Annotated in this window: 16 protein-coding genes; 13 read left to right on the top strand and 3 right to left on the bottom strand. The window is 36.0% G+C overall.

The features are described 5' to 3' along the window. Nucleotides 1-36 precede the first annotated feature (36 nt). Nucleotides 37-1,557: a DUF1593 domain-containing protein gene (locus ABID42_RS07425; RefSeq protein ID WP_367283090.1), complete on the bottom strand. Its 1,521-nt coding sequence runs from the start codon at nucleotides 1,555-1,557 to the stop codon at nucleotides 37-39. A 150-nt stretch (nucleotides 1,558-1,707) separates the two neighbouring features. On the opposite strand from ABID42_RS07425, the gene ABID42_RS07430 reads away from it, so the two are divergent. From ABID42_RS07430 to ABID42_RS07480, 11 genes are all read left to right on the top strand, one after another. Further along, nucleotides 1,708-2,475 carry a DeoR/GlpR family DNA-binding transcription regulator gene (locus ABID42_RS07430; RefSeq protein ID WP_323688876.1) on the top strand — a complete coding sequence of 256 codons (768 nt, stop codon included), beginning with the start codon at nucleotides 1,708-1,710 and terminating at the stop codon, nucleotides 2,473-2,475. Nucleotides 2,476-2,828: 353 nt separating this feature from the next. Beyond that, a complete protein-coding gene (locus ABID42_RS07435; RefSeq protein WP_367283091.1) occupies nucleotides 2,829-4,238 on the top strand; it encodes an L-fucose/L-arabinose isomerase family protein in 1,410 nt (469 codons plus the stop codon). Nucleotides 4,239-4,296: 58 nt separating this feature from the next. Continuing rightward, a complete protein-coding gene (locus ABID42_RS07440; RefSeq protein ID WP_367283092.1) occupies nucleotides 4,297-5,898 on the top strand; it encodes a DUF1593 domain-containing protein in 1,602 nt (533 codons plus the stop codon). Nucleotides 5,899-6,000: 102 nt separating this feature from the next. After that, a complete protein-coding gene (locus tag ABID42_RS07445) occupies nucleotides 6,001-6,834 on the top strand; it encodes a transketolase (protein ID WP_367283093.1) in 834 nt (277 codons plus the stop codon). 21 nt (nucleotides 6,835-6,855) lie between these two features. Next, the gene (locus ABID42_RS07450) at nucleotides 6,856-7,821 is read left to right on the top strand and encodes a transketolase family protein (RefSeq protein ID WP_367283094.1); all 966 of its coding nucleotides are present in this window, start codon (nucleotides 6,856-6,858) and stop codon (nucleotides 7,819-7,821) included. A gap of 26 nt (nucleotides 7,822-7,847) precedes the next feature. Then, entirely contained in the window at nucleotides 7,848-9,467 is a 1,620-nt protein-coding gene (locus ABID42_RS07455) for a DUF5060 domain-containing protein (protein ID WP_367283095.1), read from the top strand. A 1-nt stretch (nucleotide 9,468) separates the two neighbouring features. Next, nucleotides 9,469-10,404: a D-ribose ABC transporter substrate-binding protein gene (locus ABID42_RS07460; protein WP_323261345.1), complete on the top strand. Its 936-nt coding sequence runs from the start codon at nucleotides 9,469-9,471 to the stop codon at nucleotides 10,402-10,404. 154 nt (nucleotides 10,405-10,558) lie between these two features. After that, a complete protein-coding gene (locus ABID42_RS07465; RefSeq protein WP_367283096.1) occupies nucleotides 10,559-11,182 on the top strand; it encodes a DUF2291 domain-containing protein in 624 nt (207 codons plus the stop codon). A 9-nt stretch (nucleotides 11,183-11,191) separates the two neighbouring features. Further along, nucleotides 11,192-12,691, top strand: coding sequence for a sugar ABC transporter ATP-binding protein (locus ABID42_RS07470; protein ID WP_367283097.1), 1,500 nt, complete (start codon nucleotides 11,192-11,194; stop codon nucleotides 12,689-12,691). A 38-nt stretch (nucleotides 12,692-12,729) separates the two neighbouring features. Further along, nucleotides 12,730-13,704, top strand: a complete 975-nt coding sequence (locus tag ABID42_RS07475; RefSeq protein ID WP_367283098.1) for an ABC transporter permease — start codon at nucleotides 12,730-12,732, stop codon at nucleotides 13,702-13,704. A gap of 5 nt (nucleotides 13,705-13,709) precedes the next feature. Further along, nucleotides 13,710-15,197 (top strand): FGGY family carbohydrate kinase, encoded by a 1,488-nt coding sequence (locus tag ABID42_RS07480; RefSeq protein ID WP_367283099.1) that lies wholly within the window; start codon nucleotides 13,710-13,712, stop codon nucleotides 15,195-15,197. A gap of 132 nt (nucleotides 15,198-15,329) precedes the next feature. On the opposite strand, the gene ABID42_RS07485 is transcribed toward ABID42_RS07480, so the two are convergent. Continuing rightward, on the bottom strand, nucleotides 15,330-15,737 hold the full coding sequence (locus ABID42_RS07485) for an HNH endonuclease (RefSeq protein WP_367283100.1): 408 nt from the start codon (nucleotides 15,735-15,737) through the stop codon (nucleotides 15,330-15,332). Then, nucleotides 15,734-15,973: a hypothetical protein gene (locus ABID42_RS07490; protein ID WP_367283101.1), complete on the bottom strand. Its 240-nt coding sequence runs from the start codon at nucleotides 15,971-15,973 to the stop codon at nucleotides 15,734-15,736. The genes ABID42_RS07485 and ABID42_RS07490 overlap by 4 nt, the downstream gene beginning before the upstream one ends. 47 nt (nucleotides 15,974-16,020) lie before the next feature. Between ABID42_RS07490 and ABID42_RS07495 the strand changes: the two genes are divergently transcribed. Continuing rightward, nucleotides 16,021-17,949: a glycoside hydrolase family 127 protein gene (locus ABID42_RS07495; protein WP_367283102.1), complete on the top strand. Its 1,929-nt coding sequence runs from the start codon at nucleotides 16,021-16,023 to the stop codon at nucleotides 17,947-17,949. Nucleotides 17,950-18,001: 52 nt separating this feature from the next. Further along, on the top strand, nucleotides 18,002-21,964 hold the full coding sequence (locus tag ABID42_RS07500; protein WP_367283103.1) for a glycosyl hydrolase: 3,963 nt from the start codon (nucleotides 18,002-18,004) through the stop codon (nucleotides 21,962-21,964). The last annotated feature ends 161 nt before the right edge of the window (nucleotides 21,965-22,125 follow it).

The following is a 22,125-nucleotide window of genomic DNA, read 5'->3' on the forward strand; positions in this document are numbered from 1 at the left end:
CTAAATTCTTTCTTTTATTTTCGAAATGTTTCTTTTTTATTCTCCTGTCAATATTACTCTTTGGTAACGAATTAAAGCAGGTTGTCCTCTGTCTTTTCCTTCTACAATAATATGAATCGTTTCTCCAGTTTTTAATCCAGAAGGAATGTTAATATTAGCTGCATTCGGTAAGGTTTGGTCAATATTTGCTTTTTCAGAAGAAGTTCCTGCTTCTTGATATTGCCAGAATTTAAAATCTACCGCATTTCCATCTGGGTCAATTGCCGAAGCCTCTAAAGTAATATTTGTACCCGCTTTTACTTTTCTGATGGTATTACCTTTAACTATAATTTTTGGTGCATGATTCGCTTCTTTAAATGGCTTGATACACCAATTTGCCCTTGCAGCAAAGTCTAATTGCAAGGCTTCAATCCAACGGGTTTGAGGAAAAGAGGCGTCTTGTTTATTCGTAAATGGATTAAAATCAGTTACATGTTTGCCATCCTCCCAACGATGAGGATTATCTTTTGATTGTACCATTCTGCCTCCCCAACCTCCATATTCTGGATGGTCTTTACTCATCAAACCAACATCCAATAACTGAAAATAGGCAGGAGAATCGCCTTCAGAAATAAAATCATATTGGGTCATTTTATATTTCTGAGCATCAGCCATGTTGCCATGAGTATGTTCTTCATCGCCAGCTTGTTTTTGTCCATCGCCCCAAGCATAATATTTTTCAAGCAAAGGTCCATGATTTTGAATGATATTTTTTGCCATAAATTCACCACGTAAAAACGCTTGTAATTCATTTGGGACTACTCTTGGCCAAGGATAAGCAAAGCACCAAAATTGGTCTGAATTATAGAAAACCTTTATTTTTGACCAATTCGGAGCGATATATTTTTTATAAGTAGCGTCTTGGTCGAGTACGGCATAAATAATGGCTTTTTTAGAAACCTTTTCGTAAATCTCTGCCCATTTACTGGTGTTTTTATAAGTATCTTCGATTGACTTTAAAGCACGGGCTACTGTATTGGTTCCACCCCAAATTTGTAAATATATTGGTTGAGGATTATTATCAAGTAAGATTTTCTTAATCCATTCAGAGCCTTCTGTTTCCTTATCCATTTCACCTTCAAAGTCGATATTGCCCACTTTTACCAATTTTCGTAAAGCGTTTGCGCTTGGAAAAGTTTTGTCATGTTGCAATAAATTTGGATACACTTTTTCATATTCTGCTAATAATTCTTGTATCCAAGTAGTACCGGGCCAACGTAAAGCTGTGCGTTTTCCATATCTTTTAGCAGTATTTTCCATTTCAGAAGTAAACATTGTGCCTTTGTCGTCGCCTTTATAATGCCATTGCGAGCTACTATAAACTAAACCTTCAATCTTAAATTCATTGGCATACAATAACATTCTGATGAAAGAATCAACGTCATCTATTTCTCCATCGGTCGTAATGATGGTACGGCTTTTTGTGTTTATATTGCTTTTTTGTGCCTGAATGGGCGAGTGACTCTGAAGTACTAAAGAGAAACTAATCAAAAAGAATAGAATTGCTTTTGTTTTCATTTGTTTATTGTATTTTTGTAAATATATGAATAATAGAAGATTGAATTGGTATTAATTTATTTAACAAAGGTAAAAGTAAAATAAATATTTTCGATATTTTTCTTTTGTTTTTGTTTTTGTTTCGTTTAACTTTGTTTCAATATCAAGAATATGTTGCCAAATCAGCGCAGAGAAAAGATTTTAGACCTCTTGAAAGAAGATGGTTTAGCCAAAGTAACTGATCTTGCCAGATTGTTTAAAGTCACAGAGGTGACCATTCGTCAGGATTTAGAAAAGTTGGAAAAAGATGATTTAGTTATTAGAGAACACGGTGGAGCGTATTTGAAAAATATTGAAGACCATGTGCGTGAATTTACTGTTGCTCATAATGATTTGAATGTTCAGCAAAAAGAGAAAATTGCTTTGAAATGTTTGGAGTTTATTTCGAGTGGCGATACCATTATTTTAGATTCTGGTTCAACTGTTACTGAAATTGCCAAGAAATTGAAAGGCTTTAGAAACCTGACTGTAATTACGAATGCTTTGAATATTGCCATGATGTTGGGAACTGAGCCAGGCATAGAAGTAATTATGACGGGAGGTGAATTTAAGCCGCCAACTTTATCATTAACAGGACAAAAAGCAGCAGATTTTTTTAAAGGAATCAATGTTCAAAAATTGTTTTTGGCTACGGCTGGAATTTCATTGAAAGCAGGGTTGACGTATCCAAGTATCAGTGACATTGTGGTGAAAAAAGCCATGATTGATGCCGCAGAAACTACTTATTTGGTAGCAGATTCTACCAAATTTGGAAAAAGTGCTTTTGCAAGTTTGGGCGCTTTGTCGCTGATTGATTATATCATTACCGACAACGAAATCAATCAGGATGATAAATTGCATTTCGAGAAAAATGAAATAGAAATTATTATTGCCGAATAGTGAAGTTTGTGAAAGTAAATTGTGAGTTAGTGTTTTTGAGTATTTCTAGCACTAACTCGCAATGATTATCCAATACAAAAACTCAATTTTATTTAAAATTTCAATCAAAAACATAAAAAACTTCGGACGAATTACGGATACTGTCTTTGTCTTACACCACATTAAATACTCAAAATACTTGCTTTCAATTGTTCAATAGCTTAAAAAAGGAGAAAGTATTTCTTAGATTTTAGCAATAAAAAACAACGGAACGCCAACATTTACTCGTTATCAGAGGATTATTGCCACATTAGTAAAATCGAAAACCCTTTGTGGATTTCAGAAAATAATAAACATTTTTTATAGAAAAAGATATGTCAAAAGCTGCATTAAGTTTGGGGATTATCATTGGGAATAGAGATTTTTTTCCTGATAGTTTGGTTGAAAAGGCTAGGGTAGAAGTAATTGACCTTTGCCATTCGCTTGGAATAAATCCAATTGTTTTAGACAGTAATACTTCTAAGTTGGGTGGAGTAGAAACTTTTCAAGAAGCCCAAAAATGTGCAAATTTATTCAAACAGCATTCAGAGGAGATTATTGGCGTATGGGTGGTACTTCCCAATTTTGGTGATGAAAAAGGCGTAGCGGATAGTTTGAAATTAGCAAACCTAAACGTTCCTGTTTTGGTACAAGCATATCCAGACGATTTAGATAAATTGGATGTTGCTCGCAGAAGAGATGCTTGGTGTGGCAAAATTTCGGTTTGTAATAATTTGTATCAATACGGTATCAAATATACACTTACGACAAAACACGTAATGCGTCCGAAAGATGCAGAATTTATTAAGGATTTACAAGATTTCTTATCAGTTTGTAAAGTAGTTCGTGGTTTGAGAAATGTACGTATAGGGGCTATCGGTGCAAGACCGGGAGCATTCAATACTGTACGTTATAGCGAGAAAATCTTACAAAGAAATGGCATTTCAGTAGTTACTTGTGACCTTTCTGAAATTCTCGGCAATGCCAATAAATTGACGAAAGACGATGCCATCGTTAAAGACCGTTTAGAGAAAATTTTGGCTTATACTCCTATCGGCAAAACGCCAAATGAAGCCATGATTCAGATTGCCAAATTAGATGCAGTATTGAATAATTTCATGCTAGAGCACTCTTTGGATGCTACAGCTATTCAATGTTGGACTTCCCTACAGAAAAATTACGGCTGTAATGTTTGTACAAGTATGAGTATCATGAGTGAAAATATGCTACCTAGTGCTTGCGAAGTAGATGTAACAGGAACGCTCAGTATGTATGCCATGCAATTGGCTTCTGGCTCGCCAAGTGCATTGGTTGACTGGAATAACAATTATGCAGATGATGACGAAAAATGCGTTTTATTTCACTGTGGCAATTGGGCGAAATCATTCTTGCCTGATATTCAAATCAGCAATGCCCCAATATTAGGAACTTCGGTAGGTGTTGAAAATACTTATGGTGCTTTAGACGGACGCACGCCAGCAATGCCTTTGACTTTCGGAAGAATTAGTACAGATGACCCTAAAGGAATTATCAAAGCCTATATCGGTGAAGGCGAATTGACGGACGATGCTTTGAAAACTTTTGGTAACAGAGCCGTAGCGCAAATCAATGATTTACAGGGTTTAATGCAATACGTTTGTAGAAATGGTTTTGAACATCACGTAGTAATGAATGCTTCAAAAACGGCTGGCGTGTTGAAAGAAGCTTTAAGTAATTATATGGGTTGGGAAGTGTATGTGCATTAGTGAAGATTTGAGTCTAAAACTAAGGATTTGAAATATTATCATTCGAACAATTTTCCACATGAGAACAATCGCTTTTTATTTTAAAAAATCAACGCTTTTCAGTTTAGTCGTACTAATGATTGTAATCGTTCTTCATAAAGAAGGATTTGCACAGACTTTAAGCAAAGAAAAAAAACCAAGAATTGTTATCACCGCAGATCCTGAATTAGATGATAACAACTCGTTGATTCGCTTTTTGCTTTACAGTACTGACCTCGAAATAGAAGGCCTGATTTATGCAAGTAGCGGTTTTCACTGGACGGGTGATGGAAAAGGAACAAAATGGTCGGTGCCAAGAAGAGAATACAGTCGTTTTGGTTTAAACCTTTGTCCTTGTGAATCTTGGCGTTGGGCAAAAGACGAACACTTTATTCACGACATTGTGGGAGCTTATGAAAAATCATATCCGAATCTAAAAATTCACAATGCCAATTATCCAACACCCGAATATTTAAAATCAAAAATTCGATTTGGAAATATTGAATTTGATGGAGATATTTCAAAGGATTCTCCGGGTTCAGAACTTATCAAATCGCTTATTTTAGATGATAAACCGGGTCAGTTATTTATCACTGCTTGGGGTGGACAAAGTACTATTGCTAGAGCATTAAAATCTATTCAGGAGCAATATCAATATACTGTTCAGTGGGAAGCCATTCAAAAGAAAATAGCCAGAAAAGTGGTATTACTTCCTTCTGGTGACCAAGACGATACTTATGCAACTTATATAAAGCCCAATTGGCCCAACATCGAATATCGCCAGTTCAAAAATAGTCCGAATTATGGATATGGTGCTCAATTGAATGCCAAAAAGGAAGACGCTACTTTTCTGACTGCTACTTGGATGAAGGAAAATATTAGTAGTCGTGGTTCATTGGGGAACTTATACAGAGTTTGGGGCGATGGAAAGCAAATGGTAAAAGGTGATATTTTAGATTACTTTGGCTTATCAGGTTATACAAACGAGGAACTAAAAAAGATGGGTTATGCCGTATGGATGCCTGTCCAAGAAAAAGGTTCATGGTTGGGCGAAGGCGACAATCATACTTTTATGAATATGCTTGGAAATGGCTTACGAGCTTATGAAAATGGTGTTTATGGTGGTTGGGGTGGACGTTCAATTGCACAAAATGACGCTTCAATTTCTTTCTTCTCATTGACAGACACCAGTGCAAATGCGATGGCGAATGTGCTTACTAATGCAAATAATTCGTCTAAAGAAAAGGCATTTTATCCCAACTTTTTCCCACAAGCACAAAAAGATTTTGCTACAAGAATGCAATGGACTGTCACCTCGAAATTTTCAGGTGCAAATCATCAACCGATTGTTAGAGTAGAAGGTCCACTTAGTATCATGGCAGCACCGGGTGAAAAAATTCGATTGAATGGATTTGTTTCAGACCCTGATGGCAATAAAGTAGCAGTAAAATGGTGGCAATTTGAAGGAGGAGCATCGCAGCCTGCGGTGAATATCTTGAATACTAATGCAATTCAAACTGAAGTTCAAATACCTAAAGAAGCTTTGGTAGGACAAACCATTCATTTGATTCTTGAAGCAGTTGACAATGGAACACCAGAATTGACCAGTTATCAAAGAGTAATCATTACCATTAGAAAATAGTATGTGAAAAGGTTTGGATATTGGAAGAATCAAGCTTGATGATAACACATTCGAGCCAGCCAAACTATGCTAAGGTAATATTTTTCATTAAAAAGATTTCTTATGACAACCAAAGAGTTACAACTTAAATCAGTTGAATATCGCAAGAAAATACTGCAATACATTTACCAAGCAAAAGCTGGGCATACAGGTGGTTCACTTTCTTGTATTGATATTTTGAATGTATTGTATAATGATGTACTGAACGTAAATCCAGAGAATTTTAAATCTGGACTTCGTGACAGATACATTCAAAGTAAAGGACATTGTGTAGAAGCTTTGTATGTCGTTTTAGCCGACAAAGGTTTCTTTCCAGAATCAGCCTTAGAAACACTTTGTCAGTACAAATCTTATTATATAGGTCATCCAACCAAAAAAGTAAATGGCGTTGAGCAAAATACTGGTGCTTTAGGTCACGGACTTTCGATGAGCTGTGGAAATGCCCTAGCTGCTAAATTAGATAATGTTGATTATAAAGTATTTACCCTTTTAGGCGATGGCGAATTGCCCGAAGGAAGTAATTGGGAAGCCGCACTTTCAGCAGCGCATTATAAATTAGATAATTTATGTGCCATTGTTGATTTGAATGGCTTACAAATTACTGCACCAACGCACGAAGTATGCAATACCGAACCACTAGATAAAAAGTTTGAGAGCTTCGGCTGGGCAGTTAGAATTATTGATGGTAATAATATTGAAGCCCTTCAAGAAGCTTTCAATGCTTTGCCTTTTGAAGTAGGAAAACCAAGTGTAATTATTGCCAAAACCGTAAAAGGGAAAGGTGTTAGTTACATGGAAAATACCTTGAAATGGCATCATGGAGTACCTTCTCCAGAACAATATCAGCAAGCTATTGAAGAATTGACAAGCGTTCAAGAAAGTCTTTCTTTAGCTTAAACCCTTAAATCGCTTAAGAAATTGGGAGCAACAATTGATAATATCGCTACAAAAGATAAAGCCAATTTGGATATTTTTTCAGAAGTACTCCAAACATTGGCAGAAACCGACAAGAATTTATTGGTAGTAACCAGTGACTCAAGAGGTTCAGGAAAGTTAGTCCCATTTGGACAAAAATATCCAAAACAAATCGTAGAAGTAGGCATCGCCGAACAACATTTAGTAGGAATGGCAGCTGGTTTGGCTTCTTCTGGCAAAAAAGTATTTGCCGTTTCGCCAGCTTGTTTTTTAGCGGCAAGAGCTTTAGAGCAAATCAAAAACGATGTGGCTTACTCCGACAATCCTGTAAAATTAATTGGTATTAGTGCTGGCGTAAGTTATGGCGCTTTAGGAAGTACACACCACAGTTTGCACGATTATGCGGTGATGCGTGCCATCAATAATCTTACGGTTGTCGCACCAGCCGATAATTTTGAAACTGCTGAAGCTATCCGCCAAGCTGCTGTAACTGATTCGCCTTTTTACATTCGTTTTGGTAAAAAAGTAATGCCATTGTTGAGCGAAACCAATACCAAATTTGAGTTTGGAAAAGGAAGAGTCATCAAAGAAGGAAAAGATATTGTACTTATAGCCACTGGCGAAGCCGTATATCCTGCTTTGCAAGCCGCAGAGCAATTGGCAACTGAAAATATTGATGCCGCCGTGATAAGTATGCACACTATCAAACCACTTGATACTGAGCTGATTGCTCAATATGCAAAACAATGTAAAGCAATTATTACGGTAGAAGAACACAGTGTTTATGGTGGTTTGGGCGAAGCTTGTGCTTCTTTTTTACTTCAAAATCAGTTAACTAAGCCTTTTAAAATTATTGGATTACCTGATGAATATACCGTAAGTGGTTCACAAAATGAGATTTTTAATCATTATGGCATTTCGGGAATCGGAATCAAAAATGAGGCTTTAAAATTATTGGGTAATCAGTAGCATTTAAATCATTATCGATTCAAGCGATGAAAGTTCTTTTGAAATATCTTTTAGCTTACTCTCTGTTTTTCTTTATTTTTCATTCAACCAATGCTCAATCAACAATTGAACAATGGGATAGATTTGAACTTACTTTAAAATATCAGTCGAAAGTAAATGCTTTCACGAATGTAAATTTGAAAGCAACATTTACAAGTAAAGATACTTCTTACACAATTGCTGGTTTTTATGATGGCAACGACAACTTTATCATTCGTTTTATGCCACAAAAAACGGGAACATGGAATTACGTTACCCAAAGTAATATTGCAACTTTGAACAACAAAAAGGGAACGTTCGAGTGCGTAAAAGCGACAGGGAGTAATCACGGAATGGTGAAAGTAAGTGATATTTATGCTTTTAAATATGCCGATGGGAAACAGTATTTTCCGCTAGGAACTACGTCTTATGCTTGGACGCACATGACAAACGAAGTGCAAGAACTGACTCTTAGAACCTTGAAAAATACAGGTTTCAATAAAATCAGGATGGGGGTTTTTCCTAAAAATTATGATTTAGTGAAAGAAGAACCTACACTTTTTCCTTATGAATTGAAAGAAGTTAAAAAGGATGTGAATGGAAAAGAAGTAAAGGTTTGGGATTTTACAAAATTCAATCCAGCGTTTTTTCAACATTTAGAAAAGAGAATTGATAATCTGCGTGATTTAGGCATCGAAACGGATTTAATTATTTTTCATCCTTACGACAAAGGAAGATGGGGATTTGATGAAATGCCAATGGAAGCGAATCTCAATTATATTCAATATTTAACCGCTCGTTTGGCTTCCTTTCGAAATATTTGGTGGTCTTTAGCCAATGAATATGATTATGTGAAAAGTAAAACCGATGCCGATTGGTTGACTTTGACCAAAGCAGTTGTGAAAAATGACCCATATCGCCATTTATGTTCAATTCATGGAAGCACCGCAAAATACTTTGAATATTGGCGACCAGAATTTACACATGCTTCTGTGCAAGACGAAGCACCAGTGATGAATTGGGGAGCTGCTTCTATCGCCCGAAATATTTACAATAAGCCAATTATTTACGATGAAGTGGGCTACGAAGGAAATTTGAAACAACGTTGGGGACGCTACAGCGGAGAGGAAATGAACCATTTGATTTGGATGGGCATTATTGGCGGTACTTATGTTACTCATGGCGAATCGTACATGTTTAAAGACCACAGAGATACTATTTTTTGGGCAAAAGGGGGAGAATTTAAAGGAACAAGTTGGAAAAGAGTAGCTTTTCTGAGAACAATTTTAGAAGAAATTAATGCACCACTTGAACCCGCTGATATTAGCAGAGACAGTAAAATCGTCACCAGTGGGAAAGGTGTTTATTTGATTTATTTCGGCAAAGACATCAATCAGCAATGGCTTTTTAATTTACCCAATAAAAATGCTGAATTTGAAAAACCTAAAAAAGGGAATCGCTACAAAGTTGAAATTATTGATACTTGGGAGATGACCACCAAAGTAGTTCCAAGCACTTTTGAGCTTTCAGAAGTAAATGATTATCGCCTCTACGATAAAGACCTGAAACAAGTAAGACTTCCCTTAAAGCCATATTTAGCTTTAAGAATCACTGAAATTCCTAATTAACATGAAAAAATATCTATCCCTAATGTTGTTGTTTTTGTTGACGATGGCTTGTCAGCAGAAAAAAACTTCGGAAGGTCCAAAGAAAATGGCGATTGTCGTTTCCACCCTAAACAATCCTTGGTTTGTGTTTTTGGCTGAAAATGCCGCTGCAAAAGCCAAAGAATTAGGCTATGAAACCAAAATATTTGATTCGCAAAATAATACTGCTTTGGAATCAGACCATTTCGAAAATGCCATTGTTTCGGGTTATCAAGCAATTTTATTTAATCCAACTGATGCCGACGGAAGTGTGGTGAATGTTCTGAAAGCCAAAGATGCAGGTATTCCAGTTTTTTGTATGGATAGAGAAATTAATTCTGCCAATGCTGCTACTTCACAAATTTTATCGGATAGTTTTTCTGGATGCGTAGCCATTGGAAAATTCTTTGTGCAGCAACTCAACAAAAAAGGCAATTATGTAGAATTACTTGGTCTGGTGGGCGATAACAATACTTGGGCTCGTTCAAAAGGCTTTCATAGTTTGGTCGATAATTACCCAAACCTCAAAATGGTGGCACAACAAAGTGCAGATTTCGACCGTAACAAAGCGATGGAAGTAATGGAATCTATTCTGCAAGCTCAACCAAATATTGATGCCGTTTTTTGTGGAAATGATGCGATGGCAATGGGTGCTTATCAAGCTTTGGCGGGTGCTGGAAAAGCCAATAAAGTAAAAGTATTTGGTTTTGACGGAGCAGACGATGTAGTCGGAGCAATCAAAGACGGAAAAGTTGCCGCAACTGGCATGCAATTTCCGAAAGTAATGGCGCAAATGGCAGCCGTTTATGCCGATGAATATTTGAAAGGCAAAAGAGATTTTCCTGCCAAAATTCCTGTAGCGGTAGAATTAGTGACCAAAGAAAACATTGCTCATTATACCGCTTTCGGTAAAAAATAATTGAAAATAAATGAATTGATTTTGTGTCAATTCAACCTCAAAATCATTTAAGTAGTCTTTGAAAAAACGACGTGAAGAGTAAACTAATTTACGAAAAAATAGGACTTTAAGTTTATCACTCACAATTCAAAACCCATAATTCAAAACCATCACTATGAAAATCGTCAAAATTGTTGTTGCTAGCATTGCAGTACTTTTTATTGGCTATCATTCTATCGAAATAAAAAAACTGGACGAAGTAAAAAAAGCCTCAACAGAAACCTTTGATGCTTTGGCTTTTGCTCACAATTTTTTAGAAAAAACACTTCCCCCAAGTTTCAGTAAAGCGCCTTCATTGGCAACACTTTTAGAAGTACTTTCTAAAGAGCCTAAAAAAGCATTTCAAGAAATGTCAAATGCTGTAGCAATTGGCAATATCAGGTACTTTTTGGTAAAAGGAGAAGGGCAAATTACCAAGATTCAGGACGATGAAATACAAGTATTGTTGCCCAATCAAACTCAGCCAATTAGCGTGAAATTAGCCACAGAATTTATCTACGGAAATGCCATTCGTGATGCCGCTGGCGTATTTGATATTAAACAATTTACCAATACTTCCGACATCAATAATATTTCTTCTGAAATCAATAAAATCATCAGAACCGAAAGAGTTCCCGCTTTTAAAAAGCAAATAAAAGTAGGCGATTCTATTCAATTTGTTGGGGCTTTAGAAATGAATCAAGAGTATTTGAAGCTTCAAAATCTTGAGATTTTACCCATAGAATTCAATAAAATATAAGCAGGCTCAATGATGTTATCAGCGAAAAATATTACTAAAAAATTCTCGGGTGTCACTGCCCTTGATGCTGTTTGTATTGATTTACAGGCTGGCAAAGTAAATGCCATCATCGGTGAAAACGGAGCAGGAAAATCTACTTTAATGAAGATTTTGAGTGGTGTTTATACAGAATATGAAGGGACGATTTACCTACAAAATAAGCCACAAAAATTTGCTAGTACCAAAGAAGCTGAAAATGCTGGAATAGCCATCATTCATCAGGAATTGAACATGATTCCTTATTTGAGTGTAGTCGAAAATATTTTTTTAGGAAGAGAAGTAAGTAATGCTTTTGGGCTGTTGGATAAGGCTTTTATGCTGAAAAAAACGCAAGCTTTATTACAGAAATTGCGCTTAAATATCGACCCAAATACGCCAGTAAAAAACCTAAAAGTTGGTCAACAACAACTGATTGAAATTGCCAAAGCTTTATTGGTTGATGCCAAAGTAATTATCATGGACGAACCAACTTCTGCCATCACTGGTGCTGAAGTAGATGTTTTATTCGAGATTATTACCGCACTAAAAGCAGAAGGAAAAGCCATAGCCTATATTTCCCATAAACTCGACGAGCTTTTTAAAATCGCTGATACTTATACTGTTTTGCGTGATGGAAAAAGTATAGAATCGGGTGAGATGAGTGCCGTTACTCGTGACAATATCGTTTCAAAAATGGTAGGTCGTGAATTGGTGATGATTCCTAAGAAAAAACAGGAGGGAAGTAAAACCGAATTGCTAAGAGTAAGTCATTTAGGTATCAAACACGAAACTTTCGGGAAAAGTGATTTACTAAAAGATATTTCATTTGTACTTAATAAAGGCGAAATTCTTGGCATTTTTGGATTGATGGGAGCAGGAAGAACCGAATTGTTTGAAGCCATTTTTGGTTTGGCGCCACGCAAAGTTTTAGGAGAAGTATTGATGGAAGGACAGCGTCTTCATATTCATTCGCCAGCGGATGCAGTGAAAGCGGGTTTAGCTTTGGTGAGTGAAGACCGTAAAAAAGACGGAATTGTGCCTGAACTGAGTGTCAAGCAAAATATTTGTATCACCACGCTTCCTGATTTATTGAGCAATGGCGTGCTTGATAATCGAAAAGAAAATAATCTTGCCGATAAGTATATTCAAGAATTGCGGATAAAAACGTCATCGTCTGACCAACTGATAAAAAATCTCAGTGGAGGAAATCAACAAAAAGCCATTTTGGCAAAATGGTTGGCGACGAAACCAAAAGTATTATTGTTGGACGAACCAACCCGAGGAATTGATGTAAATGCCAAAGCAGAAATTTACAAACTCATCAATCAATTAGCAGAATCTGGTTTGGGCATTATCATGATTTCATCTGAATTACCCGAAATTTTCGCTGTAAGCGATAGAGTAATTGTATTAAGTGATGGAAAAGTAACAGGCGATTATAACATTAATGAAGCCTCAGAAGAAATTTTACTAAAAGCGGCGATAGCCTAAGCTGGAAAAAACGTTCAGAAATTCAAAAAGACATACACATGAATTTGATTATACAAAAAGAGAAATTGTACAAATTGCAATCGCTGATTGCCCTTTTTGTACTATGTATTATCATCAGTATTTTATCTGATAAATTCCTAACGATTGCAAATGGCTGGAATGTACTTCGACAAATCTCCGTAAATATTTGTATTTCTGTCGGCATGACTTTAGTCGTTCTCACCGCAGGAATTGATTTATCTGTAGGTTCGGTTTTGGCATTATGCGGAGCAATTACGGCAGGCTTATTAAAAAATGGCATAGAATTACCCTCACAGAATTTATTCATCGGTTTTACTTTACTGGGAGCAATTATTTTAGGTTTAGTTTTTGGTGGAGCGTTGGGCTTTTTTAATGGTTGGGTAATTACTCGTTTCAAAGTTCCTCCATTCGTAGCAACTTTAGCTATGCTGACAATGGCAAGAGGTTTGACCATGCTTTGGACGAAAGGTTTTCCCATCAGTAATTTAGGCTCCAACTTCGATTATATCGGAACTGGCTGGTTTATTGGCGTACCTGTTCCCGTTTGGATAAGTATTTTTGTCATCATTATCGCAATGGTACTTACTACAAAAACACCGCTAGGTCGCTACATTTATGCCATTGGTGGTAATGAAAATGCAGCTCGATTATCAGGTATTAAAATTCATAAAATTAAATTGATAGTTTATACGCTTGCGGGTGGTTTGGCCGCTTTAGGCGGATTGATGGTCACTGCCCGATTAGATTCTGCCCAACCTAATGCAGGAACTGGCTACGAATTAGATGCCATTGCCGCAGTTGTAATTGGTGGTACTTCGCTTTCGGGTGGGAGAGGCTCAATTTTAGGAACTGTTCTCGGAGCAATCATCATCGGAGTATTAAATAATGGTTTGGTTTTATTAAATGTATCGCCTTTTTGGCAACAAGTAGTAAAAGGAATGGTGATATTATTAGCGGTAATTATCGACCGTGCTAATGCTAAAAACGATTAATTTCTATGCAATATATTTTGGCAATCGACCAAGGAACAAGTAGTACCAAAGCTTTGATTTTTGATGAGAAAGGTCAGGTGATGGCACGAGCTTCAGAGCCACTTCAAACACAATATTTAGCAGATGGTTTTGTAGAACAAGACCCAGAAGGCATTTTTGATAATGCCATGATAGCCGTTAAAAATTGTTTAGCTGATTTTCAGGGAAAAGGTTTTGAGATAACAGCAATAAAAACTTGTGGCATCAGTAATCAAAGAGAGACTTTTATTCTTTGGGATGAAAATGGGAATCCTCTACATAATGCCGTAGTTTGGCAATGTAAGCGTTCGGTACAAGTATGCGAACGTTTGAGTCAAGAAGGTTTAGCTGAAAATATTAAAGAAAAAACAGGTTTAATCATCGACCCTTATTTTTCTGGCACTAAATTAATTTGGTTGTATGAAAACAAACCAACAATCAAGCAAGCAATAAACGAAGGCAAAGCATTTTTTGGAACAGTCGATACTTGGTTATTATATAAATTAACGGGCGGAAAAATATTTGCTACGGATTATACCAACGCTTCAAGAACATTATTTTTCAACCTTCATTCGCTTGAATGGGATAAAGATTTACTTTCAACTTTCAATCTTTCAACACTTAATCTTCCTGAAGTAAAAGCATCTTCTGCCAATTTTGGAACAAGTACTTTTGGTGGAACTTTCACAGAAGCCATCAGTATTTCTGGCATGATTGGCGACAGTCACGCTGCCGCATTTGGAGAAGGTTGCTTTGAAGCAGGAACTGCCAAAGCAACTTTAGGGACGGGCTGTTCAATTTTAATGAACATTGGTAATAAGCCTCAAAAATCACAAAATGGTATGATTACCACCATTTGTTGGAGTACTGAAGGAAGAATAGATTATGCTTTAGAAGGTGCAATTGTAAGTTGCGGAGCCAGTGTAGAATGGGTGAAAAATGAATTAGGTTTATTTACAGAAAGTAAGCAAACAGAAAGCATGGCAACATCTGTTCCTGATAACGGAGGTGTTTATTTGATTCCTGCTTTTAGTGGTTTGGGCGCACCTTATTGGGATATGAAACGCAGAGCATCAATCCATGGCTTAACTTTTGGAACAAATAAAAATCACATTGTTCGGGCTACTTTAGAATCCATTCCTTTTCAGATAAAAGATGTTGTTTTGGCAATGGAAGAAGATTCAGAAATCCATTTACAAGAATTAATGGTAAATGGTGGAATGACCTCAAACGGTTTTGTATTAAGCACTTTATCTGATTTATTGAATATTCCAGTAGTAAACAAAGGCATGCCAGATGTTTCGGCTTTAGGTGCAGCTTTAATGGCTGGTTTAGGAGTACAAATTTTTGAATCGGTAGATTCACTCAAAGCCTTGTTTGGACAAGCCCAAGCTGTATTACCACAAGAAAACAATCAAGAAAAAATCAATACAGCCTTTAAGGCTTGGAAAAATATTATTCAGGAGAACTCCTAAATCCCTTCCTTTCTCTTCATACATACCTTATTTCTTAAATAAATCATAGAAATAGGGTATGTATCATATTCCTTTCTCTCTTTTTCTCAAATTGAAATGCAGTTTCTTATCCATAATTCATAATATGAAGTGCTATGGATAAAGGCTTAATGTTATTAACTGTTTTCTAAAGATTAATCTTTCTAATTCATTAAACTTAAAAATACGTTCTGTTACTTTTCCCATTTCAGTTTTTCCAGTGATTGCACCATCAATTATATCAAAATTGTCTTTCCAAGAATCTTTTCTAGGATTGAAAAATCGAACTAAAATATCCTTTTGAATAATACTTGCAATATCGCTTCCCTTAGCATGATTGCAATCTGGACAACAATAGGCTAAGTTATTGAAGGAAGAGTTTCCGCCATGTTTAATGCTAATGATATGGTCGATGTGAAAAGAGAAAAAAGAAACTTGTTCGGGTTGGAGACAATATTCACAATGAAAATTCGCACGTAGAGCAACCTGTTTTTTTATAAGGGTAGAAATCGTTTTTCTCATGCAGATATGAGTTTTAAGGCACGAGCCTTAGCAAGCCCTATTATACGATTTAGAACAAGATAGTGGTCAAGTTCATCTTTTTCAGCATGAGTTAACCCTGATTCTATTTGTTTATCTAATAAAAAATCAAGTCGCTTTTGGTTGTTTTGAGTAGGCTGAAATGCTATCACCTTACTTGGATCCATGCTGGCGATAAAATCGGCAACATCATCATAAATCGTTTGAGCTGCTTTCATAACAGTAAAGACATTTTTTTATCAAATATAATTTATTGCATTCTAAAATGAAGAAACACACGTACTTTTTTATCATTATACTTTCATGTTTTCAAGGGCGTATTTTTGCCCAATCTCATTATCCCGGTCAACACGATGGAAAATTTGCTTTGCAAGATAAATTGCAACCGGCTGTTTATAGCTTTGATTTATCCGCTATTCGTTTGTTGGATGGTCGCTTTAAAGAGAATATGTTACGTGAACAAAGCTGGATTTTATCGTTGGATACCAAAAGACTTTTACACAGTTTTCGAAATAATGCGGGTATTTATGATGCGAATGAAGGTGGTTATTTTGACCTCAAAAAATATGGCGGTTGGGAGTCGTTAGATTGTGATTTGCGTGGACATTCTACTGGACATTTACTTTCTGGGTTAGCATTAATGTATGCCCAAACGGGCGACGAACGATTTAAAATGAAATCGGATAGCATTGTTTCGGGCTTAGCAGAAGTACAAAAAGTATTGAATCAAGAGGGATATTTAAGTGCTTATCCGCAAGAATTAATCAATAGAAACATTGCAGGGAAAAAAGTGTGGGCTCCTTGGTACACTTTGCATAAAATCGTCTCAGGTCTGATTGACCAATACTTGTATTGTAACAATCAGCAAGCTTTGGAAGTCGTTCAAAAAATGGGCGATTGGGCTTACAAAAAGCTTCAACCTATTACTCCTGAGCAAAGAGCGATTATGCTTCGTAATGAATTTGGAGGTATCAATGAATCATTTTATAATCTTTATGCCATTACAGGAAAACCAATATATAAATGGTTAGCGGAGTTTTTTTATCATAACGAAATGCTTGACCCTTTGAAAGAAGGAAAAGATATTTTGGAGAAAAAACACGCCAATACTTATATTCCAAAATTGTTGGGAGTAACTCGTGAATATGAACTAGAAGGACAAGGAAAAGGCGATGAAATGGCAAGTTTCTTCTGGAATACAGTCATCAATCATCATTCTTTTGTGACAGGAAGTAATAGTGATAAAGAGAAATTCTTTAAAGCAGATGAGCTTTCTCAACATTTAACAGGCTTCACGGGCGAAACTTGCAATGTTTATAATATGCTTAAATTGACTCGTCATTTGTTTTCGCATACTGCCGATGTAAAATATGCTGATTATTACGAAAAAGCACTTTTCAATCATATTCTTGGTCAACAAAATCCAGAAACGGGAATGGTCGCTTACTTTTTACCGATGATGGCAGGTGCGCACAAAGTTTATAGTACTCCCGAAAACTCTTTTTGGTGCTGTGTAGGAAGTGGTTTTGAGAATCACGCCAAATATGGTGAAGCTATTTATTACCATAGCAAAGATGCTCTTTATGTGAATTTATTCATCGCTTCAAGCTTGAATTGGAAAGAAAAAGGCTTTAAAATCAAACAAGAAACTAATTTTCCTGAATCAGGTAAAACTATTTTTACTGTTGAATCAGCCGAAAATCAGTTACTTACTTTAAACCTTCGTTATCCTTCTTGGGCAAGTGTTGTCAATGTTACAGTCAACGGAAAGTCGATGAAAATCAAACAATCTGCTGGAAGTTATATTGCTATTACTCGTATTTGGAAAGCAAATGACCATGTAGAAATAAATTTCCCAATGAATTTAACGACTGTGGCGACGAACGATAATCCTGATAAAGTAGCCATTTTGTATGGACCAATTGTATTAGCAGGAGAAATGGGAACGGCACAAATGGAAAATCTAGCACCTTATTCAAACCCTTCACTTTACAACGATTATTATACTTATAATTACAAAGTCCCAACTGATTTAGTGAAAATCTTGAGTATTGATAAAGTACATCCTGAAAATGACATCAAACCTTTGGCTGGAAAACCACTCACTTTTAAAACTTCAAAAGAAGGAATAACACTTCGTCCTTTATACGACCTTCATCGTGAACGCTATGTCGTTTATTGGGATTTGAAGTAAGGTTGTGAACAAAGTATAAACCAAGATTCAAGCTTTTGAACAGTATTAAGAGATGGAAAGAAGAGCATTTTTGAAAAATACGAGTTTAGTTTCAACAGGATTGATGTTGAATAACCAGCAAATATTTGCGAGAGAACTATTGACTGAAAAAGTTGGGGATAAATTATTTCTTCAATTTAAAAACCCTCCACAAACTGCCAGACCTTGGGTGTTTTGGCAGTGGATGAATGGAAATATTACAAAGGATGGAATCACGCTCGACCTTGAAGCAATGCACAAAATGGGCGTTGGTGGAGCTTTATGTTTTAACAATGCAGTCGGAATGCCTCGTGGTGCTGTCGATTATGCGTCAAAAGAATGGTTTGAGGCAACAGAACACGCTGCTAAAGAAACAAATCGTTTGGGAATGAGTTTAATGATTCATAATTCTCCCGGTTATTCTGGCACAGGAGGTTCTTGGATTACACCAGAAATGAGTATGCAACAACTTGTTTGGACGGAAACACTTCAACATTCTACAGGTAAAATAGATACTTTACTACCCAAACCTTTTGCCAAACTTGATTATTATGAAGATGCTTTTTTGATTGCTTATCCAGCTTTATCCGTTGAAAAAACATTGATGAAAGAGCAATTACAAGCAATATTGCTCAATGGAAAAGCGATAGACTTTCAAATTTTACTGGATAAAAATCCTGAAACGAAAATAAGAATTGAGCCAGAAAACAATGAAGCAACGCTTACTTTGGTCTTTAAGAATACTTTCGAAGCTCGTTCAATCACAATCAATCGCAAAGCTGAAACACCCAAAGATTTATTTGATGGTCCACGAGACCATCCGCCTGTGATGAAATTGGAGTATTCTTTCGATGGCAAACAATTTCAAACAATCGGACAAATTCGTTTACCTGAATTGCGAGAAATGGATACGCCTTCGTCTTTGAGTTTTGAAAAAATAGAAGCGAAATATTATCGCTTGTCTTGCAATTCAGCCACTTACTTGTCTGAAATAGAACTACATGCTTCACCAAGATTGGCGGGTTGGTCGGGTAAAACAAACTTTACACATGGTGATGTTTCAGGTGTAAATCCTTCAGTAGCTGAAAATGAAGTAATTCTTTCTGCTCAAATTATTGACATCAGTGATAAAATGGATGCCAACGGACGTTTAATTTGGGAAGCACCCATCGGAAATTGGACAATTCTACGCATTGGTCATACAACAACAGGAGAAGAAACTGCTGCTCATCCAGATTCAGGAGCAGGTTTAGAAATTGATAAATTCAATAAAAAAGCGCTTGATTTTCATTTCGAACACTTTCTGAATAAAATTATTACTCTTTTAAAACCTTACAATAGTTTCAAAGGATTTACGACAGATAGTTGGGAAGCAGGCAAACAAAATTGGACAAAAACATTTTCGTTTGATTTTAAAAAACATTGTAATTATGATATTCTTCCGTTTTTACCTGTTTTAGCAGGAGGGAGAATTGTAGATAGTGTAGCTAGTTCAGAAGCATTTTTATGGGATTTTCGTAAAGCGCAAACTGCATTATTGACTGAAAATTATTATGCACATTTTCAGAAAAAATGCCATGAAAATCAACTAAGTTATCATGCCGAACCTTATGGCGATGGTAATCTTGATAGTTTAGCGATTGGTCAATTTTTAGATGTACCAATGGCTGAATTTTGGACGAGGTACATTTATGGAAGTGATTTAACGAGCCGTCAAGCGGTATCGATTGGAAATGCTTATGGACAAAAAGTAATAGCTGCCGAAGCTTACACTGGAATGCCACTTACGGCAAAATGGACAGAATATCCTTACGCCTTAAAAGCCCAAGCCGACCGTTTTTTTAGTATTGGTATCAATCGACTGGTTTTTCATGTGTTTGTTCACCAACCTTATCGTGTTGGAGTACCTGCGATGACGATGGGTCCATTTGGAACACATTTCGACAGAAATTCAACATGGACAAACCAAGCAAAAGGCTGGACGGAGTATTTAACACGCTGTCAATATCTTTTACAACAAGGGCGGACATTGATGGATGTTTGTTTTTATAAAGGTGAAAGTCCTGAATCGGGGATACCAGATGTTAGTACATTTTTACCAAGAGGTTATGCGGGTGATGTAATTGGCAAATCTGTGTTGATGAATCGTCTTTCCGTTCAAAATAATGAAATTTTTTTACCACATGGAATGAAGTACCGTGTTATGGCAATATTGCCAAACAGTATAATTTCTAATGAAGCTTTGCTAAAAATTGAAGTACTTGTCAAAGCTGGAATGCGATTGCTGGTACTTGGGAAAGTGAATCCAGAAGCGGGAAGGTTATCACGAGAATTTGAAAATAATACACTAACAGCTAATTTGTTAGGGAGAAGTAAAGAAACAATCACGAGTTTTGGAAAAGGAATAATTTATACTCAAACGACTTTAACAAATGTTTTCAAGCAATTAAAATTATTGCCTGATTTTGAATATACGGCACTTCAACCAGAAGCTACGATTCATTATATTCATAAAGAATTAGCAGAAGGAACGTATTATTTTTTAGGAAATCATAAAAGACAAGCGGAGCAAATTGTTGCTAATTTCAACGTAAAAAATCTTGTCCCTGAAATTTGGGATGCTGAAACGGGACAAAAATATCATTATCCAATTTATCAGAATTTGTCTGATGGTCGTATTCAAATGACACTAAATTTTGCTCCTACCCAAGCGCTATTTGTATTCTTCAGACGTGCTGATAAAAAGCTCACTTTTCAAAGTGTTTTATTCAATAATGAAATAATTCTTGAGGTAAAACCATTTGAAAATCAGCTTGCTACTTTCAAATCTGTTCAAAATAATTTCACGATTACGTCTTGGTGTAAACCTGATACTTTTGCTCACAGAGGGAAAAGTATGCTGATTTTTCCGCCAAAAACTACAGGTCTTTATCCAGAAGGACATTACACTGTTGGGCTTTCTGTTGGACAAAATGGCGTTAGAGTTTTTGAACGTGCAAATGCTGCTTTACTTGATGTCGTGTTTGCAAATCAACCAATTTCTGGCTGGACACACCTCGCTTTAGTCTATCAAAATGCCAAAGCCCAATTATACATAAATGGAATATTGGCAGAGAATACTTTAGCCATTAAAGAAACAGATTCGAACAAAATGGTTCATCCCGGACTTTGGGCAAGTCCTACAGAAGAACAATTTATTTGTCAATTTGAAGGAAATTATACTCGCCCCGAATTGATAGAAAAAGCACTGGATGAAGAATCTGTAAAAGTATTATTTAAGAAAGGTTTACCAGCATCAGAAATTACTTTTCCAATTACTTTTGAAGCTTCAAAAAAAGGAAAAACTAAAATGCTTTTTTGGCAAAATGGGAAATATCAAGCAAAGATTAAAACACAAACAAGTACTTTAGCACAAGTAGCAAGTTGTAAAGTATTGAATTTGGATGGAGCTTGGAAAATCAATTTTCCTAAAGGATTAGGTGCGCCAGATTCGATTGAATTAGCCAACTTACAATCATTGCATTTGCATGAAAACTTTGGTGTAAGGCATTTTTCAGGTACTGCAAATTATCATAAAAGCTTTCATTTTTCACTCAATAAAAATGCTAAACATTTACGTTATTTCTTGAATTTGGGTCGTGTAGAAGTATTGGCGGAAGTAAAACTCAATGGTAAATATCTGGCACTTACTTGGAAAGAACCCTTTGTCGTGGAATTGACAAGTGCTTTAAAGCAAGGAGAGAATTTACTAGAAATTGCAGTTACAAACCTTTGGCCAAATCGTATGATTGGTGATGAATATTTGCCAGAAGAAAATACTTATAGTCCACATAAATTTATTTTGAATTTTCCAGAATGGTATAAAAATAATCAAACGAAAAAAGGTCAAAGAATTACTTTTTCTGCTTGGAAACATTTCCAGAAAACTGACCCATTACTAGCCTCAGGCTTATTAGGTCCAGTGCGTTTATATACCGTTGCAGAGAAAGAGATTTAGATTTTTAAGAAGAATATATTTCTCCAAATCGCTAATTATTAAAATGAAGTATCGCTTGATACTGAATTTAGTGATTAGCGATTTTTATTTCACTTATCCCTTCTTTACGATACATTTCGCCCATCTTGTAGAGCTATTTGCTCAATTGTACACTTTGTTTT

It is taken from the genome of Arcicella rosea (genome assembly GCF_040543805.1).
In the GTDB taxonomy this organism is placed as follows: domain Bacteria; phylum Bacteroidota; class Bacteroidia; order Cytophagales; family Spirosomataceae; genus Arcicella; species Arcicella rosea.